The sequence below is a fragment of the Serratia microhaemolytica genome (assembly GCF_004011885.1).
Taxonomy (GTDB): domain Bacteria; phylum Pseudomonadota; class Gammaproteobacteria; order Enterobacterales; family Enterobacteriaceae; genus Serratia_G; species Serratia_G microhaemolytica.
Map to the genome: position 1 here is coordinate 40,104 of NZ_SBEF01000025.1, position 13,341 is coordinate 53,444.

Below are 13,341 nucleotides of genomic sequence, written 5' to 3' on the forward strand. Positions count from 1 at the left end.
ACAACCTGTCACACTCAGCCTTTGAGTGGTGATCTGCCCTGCTCTCTTTGATTACTGGCAACACGGCGGCTATCCTGTTGGACTCAGCGCTGGTTTGTTAATTCATGATGTTTTTTCCTGCGGAGGTCAATTTGATCCCGAATGTCTCACAAGCACTCGCTTGGTTGGAAGCCAATCCCGATGTAGTAAAAGGGATTAGGCGTGGTATTGAACGTGAAACGCTACGTGTGACCCCAGAAGGTAAGCTGGCTACTACCGGACACCCTAAGATTCTGGGTTCTGCACTCACACACCCGTGGATCACCACCGACTTTGCCGAGGCACTGCTTGAATTTATTACACCAGTGGATGATGACGTAGATCATCTGCTGACATTTTTACTTGATATCCATCGCCATGTATCACGCAATATTGGTGAGGAACGCATGTGGCCACTCAGTATGCCCTGCTTCATCCAGGCAGAACAGCAGATTGAACTGGCGCAGTTTGGCAACTCAAACATTGGTCGCATGAAAACACTGTATCGTGAAGGGCTAAAAAACCGCTATGGCGCCCTGATGCAAACCATTTCAGGTGTCCACTACAATTTCTCATTGCCGCTGGCCTTCTGGCAGGCAAGAGAAGGGATCACTGATGCTGACAGTGGCAAAGAAAAAATTTCGGCGGGTTATTTCCGCCTGATCCGTAATTACTACCGTTTCGGCTGGGTGATCCCTTACCTGTTTGGCGCTTCGCCATCGGTCTGTTCTTCATTCCTCAAGGGGCGTGAAACCGTACTGCCATTTGAACAGACTGCACAGGGTATGTACTATTTACCCTACGCCACCTCACTGCGGTTAAGTGATCTCGGTTATACCAACAAGTCACAGAGCAACCTCGGCATCACCTTTAATGATCTGCATGGTTACGTGCAAGGGTTAAAACGTGCAATAGCCACGCCGTCAGAAGAGTATGCCAACATCGGTGTAAAACAGGGTGATCACTACCTGCAACTCAACACCAATGTGTTGCAGATCGAGAATGAATTCTATGCCCCAATCCGCCCGAAACGCGTGACAGAGCAAGGTGAAAGCCCCTCCGACGCGCTACTGCGGGGTGGTGTTGAATACATTGAAGTGCGCTCGTTAGATATCAACCCATTCTCACCGGTTGGCGTTGATGCGACACAGGTACGCTTCCTCGATCTGTTTTTAATCTGGTGTACTCTGGCGGATGCGCCAGAGATGAGCAGTGCCGAATTGCTTTGTGCACGCAAAAACTGGAACCGTGTCATTCTAGAGGGACGTAAACCGGGGCAGACAATCGGTCTAGGTTGCGATGATCTGCGTGAACCGTTAGATAAAGTTGGTCACGCGCTGTTTGACGATCTAAAACGGGTAGCAGAAGTACTCGACAGCAGTGCCGGCAATACCCAATATCAGCAGGTATGCCAACAACTGGTGGCTGCATTTGACGATCCTGAACTGACATTCTCAGCCCGTTTGCTTAACGCCATGAAGAACGATGGATTGGGCTGCGTAGGGCTAGCACTGGCTGAGCAGTATCGGGCGATGTTGATTAACCACCCGCTGGAAATCCTGTCAACTGCGCAGTTTGAACAACAGCAGCAAGCCTCTTGGCAACGCCAACGCGATATTGAGGCCAATGATACCTTAAGTTTTGAGCAGTTTTTAGCACAACGTCGCCAGTAGCAAACTACGGCATTGCCGAAAAATCTCAACCGAGAACGGCACTGCCGAACTGCGCGATCGTTAGCAGCGACGGTGATTGAAGATTGGCAATTAAAGCAGAGTGCCGCCACTCGTCAAGTCGTCAACACGCTGCATTCCATGCAATAATAGAATCGACTGTCGATTAAAAAACAGTCTCCCCTTACCCTTAATGGTCAAACAGGCTAGCGATAAAATGGGGTAAGCATAATTTGGATATTAGCCATCAAAGAGGAAATGGTATGCCACTGTTGGATAGTTTTACCGTAGACCATACCCGTATGGCAGCCCCTGCTGTCCGTGTAGCCAAAACCATGCACACCCCTAAGGGTGACACCATCACGGTATTCGACCTACGTTTTTGTCGCCCTAATCTTGAACTATTGTCTGAACGCGGCATTCACACATTAGAGCACCTGTTTGCTGGCTTTATGCGTGATCATCTAAATGGCAATGGTGTTGAAATAATAGATATTTCCCCTATGGGATGCCGTACCGGTTTTTACATGAGCCTGATTGGTGCGCCGGCAGAGCAACGCGTCGCTGATGCTTGGCTAGCAGCCATGCAGGATGTATTAACGGTAAAAGATCAGCGTCAAATTCCAGAACTGAACCAATTCCAGTGTGGCACTTACCACATGCACTCACTGGAAGAAGCGCAGGAAATTGCCAACACGGTTTTGGCGCGTGGTGTGGTAATAAACCAGAATCAAGCGCTGGCACTCTCTGCCGAGCAACTACAAGCAGCAGAGCAGCAATAAGCACGATAGAATTAATCAGCAAAGGCTCCTTGGGGAGCCATGTTTCATCACCCAGTGCGTAATAGAGCATCTGGGTTTTCGCGCTCAGTATTTAACGGCAGCAGTAGCAGTTAAAGCGCCTGCTGACTGCCAACAGCAATGTTGTTAAATTTAACATGAAGATACTATTAAGCAATGATGATGGTGTCAGTGCCCCAGGCATTCAGGTATTGGCACAGGCACTACGCCAATTTGCCTCCGTACAGGTAGTGGCACCTGATCGTGACCGTAGCGGATCGTCAAATGCAATGACGCTCGAATCACCACTGCGTGCGCAAACACTCCCTAATGGCGACATCGTTGTGCCACGCGGAACACCGACTGATTGTGTCTACCTTGGCGTCAATATGCTGATGCAGCCCGGCCCCGATATCGTGGTATCAGGCATCAATGCAGGGGCAAATCTGGGCGATGATGTGATCTATTCGGGTACTGTTGCCGCAGCAATGGAAGGGCGTCACCTCGGCCTACCGGCGCTTGCCGTATCACTACATGGCACTGAGCATTATCAGACCGCCGCCACCATCACCAGCCACCTACTGCGCACACTGCTGGTTGAACCGTTACGTATCGATAAAATTCTCAATATCAACGTGCCGGATCTACCACTGAACCAGATTAAAGGGATACGTGTAACACGCTGTGGTAGCCGTCATCCTGCTGATCAAGTGATCCGCCAACAAGATCCTCGCGGTCGCACGCTATACTGGATCGGACCGCTGGGAGAAAAGTCGGATGCAGGCCCTGACACCGACTTCGCCGCTATTGAGCAAGGTTACGTCTCGATCACGCCGCTACAGGTAGACATGACAGCCTATCGCGCACGTGATGAACTTAATGCATGGCTAACCCGCACCGAGGTTAGCAGCAGATGGTAAACAAACGGGTACAAACCTTACTGGCTCAACTACGCCAGCAGGGGATTAAGGATCAACGGCTGTTAAAAGCGATTGCAAGCGTACCGCGTGAACGCTTCGTCGATGAGGCATTAGCACACAAAGCCTATGAAAATACTGCCCTACCGATTGGTTTAGGGCAGACCATCTCACAGCCTTATGTTGTGGCAAAAATGACCGAACTATTGCAGTTACAACCCGACTCACGTGTGTTAGAGATTGGTACTGGCTCAGGCTACCAGACAGCGATCTTGGCTCATCTGGTACACCATGTTTGCTCAGTCGAGAGAATCAAGGCGTTACAGTGGCAAGCCAAGCGTCGACTTAAGCTGCTTGATCTACATAACATTTCAACCCGTCATGGCGATGGCTGGCTCGGTTGGCCGTCACGAGGGCCGTTTGATGCCATCATCGTTACTGCGGCACCACCATCCATTCCACCGGCGCTACTACAGCAATTAGATGACAACGGCATTCTAGTCGCGCCCGTGGGCGAAGAAGCACAACAACTACAGCGTATTCAGCGCCGAGACAACGATTTTATCGTTGATACCATTGAAGCGGTCAGATTTGTACCGTTAGTAAAAGGCGATTTAGCCTAAAACCAGTGAGAACAAGAGGCACAACGATGCCAAGAACATTATTTATACCAATAACTGTCATGGGGGAAATATGCGCACGGTAAGCCCAATGATTATTTTACGCCGAGCTACACTATATACGGTGTTGATCCTCTCTCTGGTTGGCTGTTCACAACCGGAGCCCACTCCAGCACCGATCAGCAGCGTTGGTCAGCATTTGACAAAGGAACAGCAGGATCGCATCGTCTATAATCGTAGTTATGATGCCATTCCGAAGGGAAGCTACAACGGCGAAAGCTATCGGGTGCAACATGGTGACACACTGTTTTATATCGCCTGGATCAGCGGTAACGACTTCCGCGAACTGGCGCAGCGCAATAATATCTCGCCACCCTATCAGCTACAGGTAGGACAAACAATTAAGTTGTCTAATGATTACACTGCAGGCAGCCAGGCGAAACAGGGCAGTGTAATCACCGCTAGCGACGGCCTACCTCGGCCACCATCCGCTAGCCAGATGCAAGGTTCAACGGTTGATAATCGATCAGCTAACACGTATCATGATGGCGCTCGAGGCAAGCCACTCCAAGCTTCAACTCCTGTTGTAGCAGGTTCAGCTGCGGCCCCCATTACCGCGCCGAAGGCGGTGCCATCAGTCAGTAAAACTGCCAATAGTCAACCAGCGGCAAGCAACAATGCGCCGGTAAAAGGCTGGAAATGGCCAACTAATGGCAAAGTAATCGATAATTTTTCCTTATCTGAAGGAGGGAATAAGGGTATCGATATTGCAGGTTCCCGTGGACAGGCTATTTTTGCGACCGCTGATGGTCGGGTCGTCTACGCCGGCAATGCTTTACGGGGTTACGGTAACTTAATAATTATCAAACACAATGATGATTACCTAAGCGCCTACGCCCACAATGAGACCATGCTGGTTCGGGAACAACAGGATGTGAAAGCAGGACAGAAAATAGCAACAATGGGAAACACCGGAACCAGTTCAACACGCTTGCACTTTGAAATTCGTTACAAGGGAAAATCCGTAAATCCGCTGCGTTACCTTCCGCAGCGATAGATTGGGTGGAATGCGTTGTATTCTGCTCGCGATATCACGGGTAGGAGCCGTTTTATGAGCCAAAATGCGCTGAGAGTTAACGAGTTACATGATGATGCAGATTTCGCTGAAAACGTTACGGAGGCCGAGTCATTCGACGAGCATGTGCTGATCACAGAAGAGGATAGTGAGAATGATTTGGCAGAAGAAGATCTCTTGCCTCAAGGTGTTAGTCAACGCGTATTGGATGCAACACAACTCTATCTAGGCGAAATCGGTTACTCCCCTCTGCTCACCGCAGAGGAAGAGGTCTATTTTGCCCGGCGAGCACTGCGTGGCGATTTGCCATCTCGCCGCCGAATGATAGAGAGTAACCTGAGGTTAGTGGTAAAAATTGCCCGACGTTATGGTAACAGAGGTCTGGCGCTATTGGATCTTATTGAGGAGGGTAATCTTGGCTTAATTCGCGCCGTGGAAAAGTTTGATCCCGAGCGCGGTTTCCGTTTTTCCACTTATGCAACTTGGTGGATACGTCAAACGATTGAACGGGCGATCATGAATCAAACCCGCACAATCCGCTTACCAATTCATATTGTTAAAGAACTGAATGTGTATTTACGCACAGCACGCGAACTCTCTCATAAGCTGGATCATGAACCCAGTGCAGAAGAGATTGCGGAACAACTGGACAAACCGGTTGATGACGTAAGTCGTATGCTACGCCTGAATGAACGTATCTCTTCGGTCGATACTCCATTAAGCGGTGACTCCGAGAAAGCGCTGTTGGATATTTTGGCTGACGAGAAAGACAATGGTCCCGAAGACACTACGCAACACGATGATATGAAACATAGCATCGTCAAATGGTTGTTCGAATTAAATGTCAAACAGCGCGAAGTGTTAGCTCGTCGTTTTGGTCTATTGGGTTACGAAGCAGCAACATTGGAGGATGTCGGCCGTGAAATCGGTCTGACGCGTGAACGCGTGCGTCAGATCCAGGTTGAAGGGTTACGCCGCCTGCGTGAAATTATGCAGATGCAAGGGCTAAATCTCGAAGCTCTATTCCGCCAATAGTGTACTTTGCAACACAAAACCGGTGAGTAACCTGCTCACCGGTTTTTTTCATCCGCGCCTGCTGAACAACCTAATACCGCTCAACACACGGCATAACAGCACAAAAAACTCATTGATATACCGGTAATACATTTAGCTTAGCCAAAATATGTGCTGCCGCATTAACCAAGCCAAATAACACCACCACCACAATCAGTGGCGTTCCACCCCAAACCCGATAGTGTGGGCTACCAAAACGCTTACGTGAAGCATGAGCCAGCAATGCCGGAACAATCACCGCCCAAACGGTAGCGGCCAAACCCGCAAAACCGATAGCATGAATAAAACCATTCGGGTAGAGCAGACCGCCAATCATCGGTGGCAGGAAGGTGATCAACGCTGTTTTGAAACGACCAACAGGGCTATCATCGATGTTCAAGAGATCCGCAAGATAATCGAACAACCCCAGTGTGACACCCAAAAATGAACTGGCAACTGCAAAATTGGAGAAAATGGTCAACATCAAGTCAAGTGATGCACTGTTCAGAACCGAGCCTAATGCTGCAACCAGCACATCAATATTACCGCCCTGTTCTGCGATAGGGATAAAATCTGGACGTGCAATATTGCCCATTGTGCTCACTAACCAGATGATATAAAGCACCAATGCCATCAAGGTACCCAACAGCAAACAGCTACGGATCCGCTTAGGATCTTTACCATAGTACTTCATCAAACTAGGCACATTGCCGTGATAACCAAACGACGTTAGACAAAACGGCAATGCCATCAGTAAGTAGGGCAGATAGCTCGGATTGCTCTCATTAAGATTGAAGAGTTTTACCGGCTCCACATGACCCAACAAACCACCAAACGTCATAAAAAAAGTGAGAACCTTAGCACCGAGCACAATGGTGGTCATCCGGCTGACAGCTTTGGTGCTCAACCAGACAATAAACGCCACCATCAAGGCAAACAGCGTACCACCAAGACCTGGCGAGAAATCGACGCCCATTTTGCCCAAAGTGTGGTGGATCACCGCTCCGCTACCAGAAATATAGGCGTAAGTTAGGATATAAAGCACAAAGGCAACCGTAATACCGTTCAGTATATTCCAACCGTTACCGAGCAAATCTTTGGTAATCGTGGAAAAACTGGCACCAATACGGTAATTGAGATTAGCCTCCAGCAACATCAGGCCAGAATGCAGCATACAGAACCAGGTGAAAATCAGTGCTGCAAGTGCCCAGTAAAACCAGACACCCGCCATCACCACGGGCAGGGAAAACATACCAGCACCAAAAATAGTGCCACCAATAATCATCGCACCACCGAGCAGAGAGGGGTTTTTTGCCGGGTGTTGAGAATGTGGATCAGCCATCAGTGAAATCTCCTCGCTTAGCTGGCCTTCAGAATAGTGAATTTTTTACTTACTGTGCAGAGAGTACGCTTGCATCAAGGTACTGGCAGCCATCAATTCACTGCAATTAACCGCCATTGTCTCTCCATGACTACACAGATTGTTCTGTCATCGTCCGCAGAGTCACTGAGCAAACCGTTCTCATCTGAGGTTGATTGCTCCACCGTCAACATCGGCGGACAGTGAGCGAGAATATCACCAAACTAGTACATTACCAGCATTATTTATCCGCGCCTTGATCTGCTTGATGGCATAGCTCAACCGATGTCGATAAAATCACCAATCACCACTCAAGCTGGGTAAAAAACGCCACGCCACCGGTGCGTCAAATTGGCGGAATAGCGTCTGCTATCCCAAGAAAAAAATTGATATTACAGCTGTATATTGAATCCTATAGCTTAAGTTGATAACATCCGGAAACAACTTAACGTGTGTTATATTTTTTCAATAATGAACAAGGAAAGCATGTATGCAGTGGACTCCATCAGCACTCGCCAGCGCACTACGCAACAGTGCCGATTTAAACATCAGTATTGAGAATAACGAATCATCATTTGTCATTACCATGCACGATCATGGTGACCTAAAAATTAATGTACTACTCACCTCGCGCCAAATTATCCTCGAAACATTTATTTGCCCACTGGACAGCATTCAGGATCAGGCAACATTTAACCTGTTTCTACTGCGCAACCAAAAACTACTACCACTCTCCTCTGTCGGGATCTGTCGCCTACAACAGCAAGAGTATTACATCGCGTTTGGTGCGCTGTCTCTCGGCTCCAGCTTGGAAGATATCGTGCTGGAACTGACAACCCTGGTAGAGAACGCGTTGGATATTGCCGAAATCACGCAAGAATATATGCAAGCACAATAAGGAGCGATTCTGATGGGAATTTTAAAAAATCTATTTACGCTGAGCAAATCATGGGTCGCCCAGATCGATGAAACAATCGAAGAAACACGCGGGGTACAATTGCTAGAGCAACACATTCGCGACGCCAAAAACGAACTCAACAATGCGGCAAAATCACGCGTTGATCTGTTAGCCCGAGTGCAACTGAGCCGTAATAAATTGAAAGATCTTAATGAACGCAAATCCAGCCTTGAAGCACGCGCACTGGAAGCAATCAGTAAAAATGTTGATGCGGCCTTGCTCAATGAAGTCGCAGAAGGCATTGCCCGGCTGGAAAATAATATTGCTGCCGAAGAAGCAGTGCTTGCCAACCTAGAAACATCACGCGATGCCATTGAAAAAGCAGTGACCTCAACCACGCAACGTATTGAGCAGTTTGAACAACAACTTGAAGTAGTAAAAGCCACCGAAGCAATGCAGCGCGCACAACAAGCCGTCACCGTTTCAACCGTAGGCGCAGCGTCTAATGTGTCAACTGCTGCAGAATCGCTCAAACGTATTCAGCAACGCCAGGTCGAGCGTCAGGCAAGGTTGAATGCCGCGATTGAACTGGAAAAAACAGAAGTCTCTGGATTGGATGACAAACTGGCACAAGCGGGTATTGGTGGACCGAACAAAAGCTCAGCACAAGACGTGTTAGCCAGGTTACAGCGTCAACAAAGTAAATAGCGATGTTATTTATCTGGGTAGTCAAAGCCTGTCAGCGTCACCTGACACGGCTAACTTGGCCTGCTTTAGCCAGCCTGTTTGTTGGGCAATATCTGTTCTGCTACCTCGTGCTCAGTGCAGCAGGTGAAAGCCAGTTAGTCGGTCGCATCAGCGACTTTGTTTACTACTGTTCGGTGATTGGCTCGACGGTCGGATTTGGTGATCTCAGCCCACAAACTGCCATAGGGCGGTTATTTACCGCCTTTTGGCAAATCCCAGTCAGTGTTGGCCTATTTGGTGCCCTGATGGGAAAAGTGATTGCCCTAGTACAGGGAATGTTAGCTAAAGGTATGACAGGTATGGGAAATTATAGCCATTTACACAACCACATGCTGGTGTTCGGTTGGCGTGGACTACAAACAGAAAAAATGATCTCACTGCTACTGTACGACACTCAGCGCGCATTTGAACGGGTGTTATTGTGTGAATGGCAGGAGATGCAACACCCGCTACCCGGCAACAACTGGGTTGATTTTCTACGCATCAGTAATGTTAACGATCCGGCTGAACATCGCCGTATGGCATTATCCAGTTGCCAGAGCATCATTATTTTCGCCCGTACTGACGAGCAAACATTTACTGCCGCACTTTCGTTAGCCAAACACACTCCGGCCAACTGCCATATTGTCGCCTATCTGGAAGATGAGCGTTATGCCAGCCTACTGGAAGTACACTGCCCACATATCGAAGTTGTGCGCAACCTCTCGGCAGAGCAATTATCACGCTCAATTCAAGATCCTGGTTCTTCGCAATCCGTCGCCTCAATCATCAACCCAACGCTGGGTGATACCGGTTATGCCTTACAACTGCCGCAGAATATCAGCAGTTTGCAGTATGGCGCGCTGATGCGCTACATGAAGCTATACCACGACGCTACGGTGGTAGGCATTAGTCACCATAAAAATGGTCGAGGTATGGAATTGAACCCAGTGATCAACACCGAAGTGCATGGTGGCATGTGGCTGCATCTGATCGGCAATAGCCGCATTCTGCCTGAAGAAATCGCTTGGCATGAAATAAAGGTAGCGCTATGAAACAGATTTTCGGATTTTTGCGCCAGATAGTTGGTGAAATTTCTGACCGCTCGAAAACATCCTCCAGCGCGATAAACTCAACCAACCCACGTGGACCACTAGGCCTACATTTGAGTGCAGGATTCACACTGGATACGTTGGAGTTTCGTCTACTCAACGAACAGTTATTACTGAAGTTACCAGGTGAACAATTCATTATTGCCGCAGTTGGTGAAATCGATCTTGGCAACGGTAGCCGCATTTTTCGTTATTACACTACTGGCGATGAATTCCTGCAGATTAATACCACCGGTGGCTCAGAGATCAATGATATTGAAGATATCAAACTGTTCATCTATCAAGATAGCTCAGCGATTAGCCAGGAAAAAAACTGGCTTGCCACCATCGCCCCATCATCGATCGGCACAGAGACACTCCGCTGGCAACAACAGCGTTGGCAACGCATGTTTAATCGTGACGAAGCAGGTTCGATTGAACCGATCTACATGCTAGAAACAGTGATCAATCAGGATAATGAACAATGGGAAGTTCACAATTTCACCATGGGTTATCAACGTCGGATTGTTGATGAAACCTACGAATATCTTTTATTAAATGGAGAAGAGACATTCAATCAACGCGACGAACCGGAATGGCTCTTTTCACGCGCACTGGGGGTTGATATCCCATTAGGTTCAATCAACGTCATCGCTTAACCTTAGAGAAAAAAGACAATGCATATCTTTAATTCATTACTTGCTTTTGGCGCCTATTTCTTTATCGGTGTGACAATGGTCGTGCTATTTCTGATCATTTACTCCAAAGTCACCCCGCATAATGAGTGGCGATTAATCCAGGATAACAATGTTGCAGCGGCACTGGCATTTAGTGGCACCCTACTCGGCTACGTGATCCCGTTATCCAGTGCGGCAATTAACTCGGTCAGCATTCCTGACTATTTTGCTTGGGGTGGTATTGCACTGGTAGTACAACTGTTAATTTACGGCTGTGTACGCCTCTACATGCCCTCACTGAGTGAAAAAATCGTTAACCGTAATATTGCTGCAGGTCTGTTTATGGGAGCAGCCGCATTGGGTGGGGGCATTTTCAACGCAGGCTGCATGACATGGTAAAACAGCACAACAAAGCCCGACCACGCAATCGCGCCAAGCGCTTTACCACATCCCCGCAAAGCATGAACAACACCCCGGAGCCGACGCAACGACGCTATGCGGGGAAATACCTGACCCTAGCGCTGATGGGTGGAGCACTGTTTCTGGCCCTAAAAGGTTGCAATAACAACAAAAGTGGAGAAGTCTTCTATCAATCACTAGAAGATTGCGTTAACGACAACAATAGCTTCGATGTCTGCAACACGGCTAAAACCGAAGCAATGAAAAACTTTCAGCAGCAACTGCCCCAGTCAATGAACTGGGAACAGTGCTACAAACAGTTCGCTAACTGCCAATTCAACAGTACATCGCAGAGCTGGATGCCGGTCATGGCAGGTTTCCTACTTGCCAAAGCCACCAGTAGAGACCGGGATAGCCATTACACCTACAGCAGCGGTGTTACAACCTACTCACGTCCAGTATGGCAAACTCCGCACGGCGACTATGAAACCACGAGAGCTTCACGTACTGAAAGAACCGCCAGCCGAGTAGAGAGTGTTACCGGCCGTTCTCAGCAAGCCAGTGCACGTACTGAAAAAGCACCTACAGTTGCCCGTGGTGGCTATGGTCGCTCATCGAGTGTACGCGGATCGTGGGGAGGCTGAACCATGTTGCGACATGCTGTGCCAGTACGCCCCAATCTTGAACGTGTCGCCCAAGAGCACGGCTTTAACTTTCATATTATCGACAACGAGATCTACTGGGATGAGAGCCGAGCTTATCGCTTTAGCCTACGTCAGATCGAGGAACTGATTGAAAAACCGACTGCAGAACTGCACCAAATGTGCCTAGAGGTGGTTGACCGTGCTGTTCGAGATCAACAAATTATGGAGCAACTCGCCATTCCCGAACTCTATTGGCAAGCGATTGCTGATAGTTGGCAGCAAGGTGACCCCTCACTGTATGGCCGAATGGATTTCGTCTGGTGTGGTGATGCACCAGTTAAACTACTGGAATATAACGCTGACACACCAACCTCACTGTATGAATCAGCCTACTTTCAATGGCTATGGCTGGAAGATGCACGCAACAGCGGCATTATTCCGCGCAATGCCGACCAATATAATGCTATCCAAGAGTGCCTAATAACGCGCTTTGCTGAACTATACAGCCGTGATCCGCTCTACTTCTGCTGTTGCCAGGGCAGTGATGAAGATCGTGGCACCGTACTCTACCTAGAAGACTGCGCCCAACAAGCGGGACTGGAAACACGCTTTATCCATATTGAACAACTGGGACTAGGCGTAGGTGGCGTCCTCACTGACCTCGCAGACAACGTGATCCATCGTGCGTTTAAACTCTACCCGTTAGAGTGGATGATGCGTGATGATAACGGCCCGCTACTGCGCAAACGGCGTGAGCAGTGGATTGAACCGTTGTGGAAAAGCGTACTGAGCAACAAAGGGCTGCTACCTCTGCTGTGGCGTTTCTTTCCGGGGCATCCCAATTTATTACCGGCTTGGTTTGATGGTGAACCGCCACTGATAGCCAGCAACGAACAAGTCGTTCGTAAACCGCTCTTTTCAAGAGAGGGCTGTAACGTGAGCATCCTTGATGGCCAACAGAATGTTCTCGAACAGGTACCAGGAGCCTATGGCGATGAACCGGTCATCTATCAAGCCTTTAAGCCACTGCCACGCTTTGGTGACAGCTACACCCTAATTGGTAGCTGGGTGGTAGATGATGAGGCGTGTGGCATGGGGATCCGTGAAGATAGTACATTGATCACTAAAGATACCTCGCGTTTTATTCCGCACTATATTGGTTGAAGCAACCCTACCCCCACAGAGCAAATTATAAAGGGGAGAACAGTGCCAAGGGGTGAACCACCTGCAACATTCACAGCCACGGAACAGTAACCACAGGAGACGACAACGATGTCGACAACACCAAACGGAGAGCCGCTGGGGGCGCGGCTCGGCGCCTCAATAGTGGGCCGGATGCAAGGGTTGCAACGGCTACAGGGCGAACAACAGCAGCGTGAACAGCAATTTGCTGCGCTAAGCGCACAGCGTGCCG

Annotated in this window: 14 protein-coding genes; 13 read left to right on the forward strand and 1 reads right to left on the reverse strand. The window is 48.8% G+C overall.

All coding sequences use genetic code 11. From position 1 onward, the window contains the following. Positions 1–131 precede the first annotated feature (131 nt). The 6 genes from gshA (at position 132) to rpoS (ending at position 6,114) form a co-directional block, all read left to right on the forward strand. Positions 132–1,691 carry a glutamate--cysteine ligase gene (gene gshA / locus EOJ37_RS09565; protein ID WP_127959710.1) on the forward strand — a complete coding sequence of 520 codons (1,560 nt, stop codon included), beginning with the start codon at positions 132–134 and terminating at the stop codon, positions 1,689–1,691. 260 nt (positions 1,692–1,951) lie between these two features. Then, on the forward strand, positions 1,952–2,470 hold the full coding sequence (gene luxS, locus EOJ37_RS09570; RefSeq protein ID WP_127959694.1) for an S-ribosylhomocysteine lyase: 519 nt from the start codon (positions 1,952–1,954) through the stop codon (positions 2,468–2,470). A gap of 155 nt (positions 2,471–2,625) precedes the next feature. Then, positions 2,626–3,387, forward strand: coding sequence for a 5'/3'-nucleotidase SurE (surE, locus tag EOJ37_RS09575; RefSeq protein WP_127959695.1), 762 nt, complete (start codon positions 2,626–2,628; stop codon positions 3,385–3,387). Beyond that, positions 3,381–4,007 carry a protein-L-isoaspartate(D-aspartate) O-methyltransferase gene (locus tag EOJ37_RS09580; RefSeq protein ID WP_127959696.1) on the forward strand — a complete coding sequence of 209 codons (627 nt, stop codon included), beginning with the start codon at positions 3,381–3,383 and terminating at the stop codon, positions 4,005–4,007. The genes surE and EOJ37_RS09580 overlap by 7 nt, the downstream gene beginning before the upstream one ends. Positions 4,008–4,095: 88 nt before the next feature. Then, on the forward strand, positions 4,096–5,061 hold the full coding sequence (nlpD, locus tag EOJ37_RS09585) for a murein hydrolase activator NlpD (protein WP_127959711.1): 966 nt from the start codon (positions 4,096–4,098) through the stop codon (positions 5,059–5,061). 54 nt (positions 5,062–5,115) lie between these two features. Then, complete coding sequence (gene rpoS / locus EOJ37_RS09590; protein ID WP_127959697.1) at positions 5,116–6,114, forward strand: RNA polymerase sigma factor RpoS; 999 nt, start codon at positions 5,116–5,118, stop codon at positions 6,112–6,114. Positions 6,115–6,223: 109 nt separating this feature from the next. Here the strand turns inward: rpoS and mtr are convergent, their stop codons facing one another. Then, a complete protein-coding gene (mtr, locus tag EOJ37_RS09595) occupies positions 6,224–7,474 on the reverse strand; it encodes a tryptophan permease (protein ID WP_127959698.1) in 1,251 nt (416 codons plus the stop codon). 508 nt (positions 7,475–7,982) lie between these two features. On the opposite strand from mtr, the gene EOJ37_RS09600 reads away from it, so the two are divergent. Genes EOJ37_RS09600 through EOJ37_RS09630 form a run of 7 tightly spaced genes read left to right on the forward strand, consistent with a single transcriptional unit; the run spans position 7,983 to position 13,091 of the window. Further along, positions 7,983–8,390 (forward strand): YjfI family protein, encoded by a 408-nt coding sequence (locus EOJ37_RS09600; RefSeq protein WP_127959699.1) that lies wholly within the window; start codon positions 7,983–7,985, stop codon positions 8,388–8,390. A 12-nt stretch (positions 8,391–8,402) separates the two neighbouring features. Further along, complete coding sequence (locus tag EOJ37_RS09605) at positions 8,403–9,098, forward strand: PspA/IM30 family protein (RefSeq protein ID WP_127959700.1); 696 nt, start codon at positions 8,403–8,405, stop codon at positions 9,096–9,098. A gap of 2 nt (positions 9,099–9,100) precedes the next feature. Then, positions 9,101–10,171 (forward strand): potassium channel family protein, encoded by a 1,071-nt coding sequence (locus EOJ37_RS09610; RefSeq protein WP_127959701.1) that lies wholly within the window; start codon positions 9,101–9,103, stop codon positions 10,169–10,171. Beyond that, positions 10,168–10,866, forward strand: a complete 699-nt coding sequence (locus tag EOJ37_RS09615; protein WP_127959702.1) for a DUF2491 family protein — start codon at positions 10,168–10,170, stop codon at positions 10,864–10,866. The genes EOJ37_RS09610 and EOJ37_RS09615 overlap by 4 nt, the downstream gene beginning before the upstream one ends. An 18-nt stretch (positions 10,867–10,884) precedes the next feature. Then, the gene (locus EOJ37_RS09620; protein ID WP_127959703.1) at positions 10,885–11,283 is read left to right on the forward strand and encodes a DUF350 domain-containing protein; all 399 of its coding nucleotides are present in this window, start codon (positions 10,885–10,887) and stop codon (positions 11,281–11,283) included. Continuing rightward, positions 11,277–11,927 carry a DUF1190 domain-containing protein gene (locus EOJ37_RS09625; RefSeq protein ID WP_127959704.1) on the forward strand — a complete coding sequence of 217 codons (651 nt, stop codon included), beginning with the start codon at positions 11,277–11,279 and terminating at the stop codon, positions 11,925–11,927. Before EOJ37_RS09620 ends, EOJ37_RS09625 begins: the two co-directional genes overlap by 7 nt. A gap of 3 nt (positions 11,928–11,930) precedes the next feature. Next, positions 11,931–13,091, forward strand: a complete 1,161-nt coding sequence (locus EOJ37_RS09630) for a glutathionylspermidine synthase family protein (protein ID WP_127959705.1) — start codon at positions 11,931–11,933, stop codon at positions 13,089–13,091. The last annotated feature ends 250 nt before the right edge of the window (positions 13,092–13,341 follow it).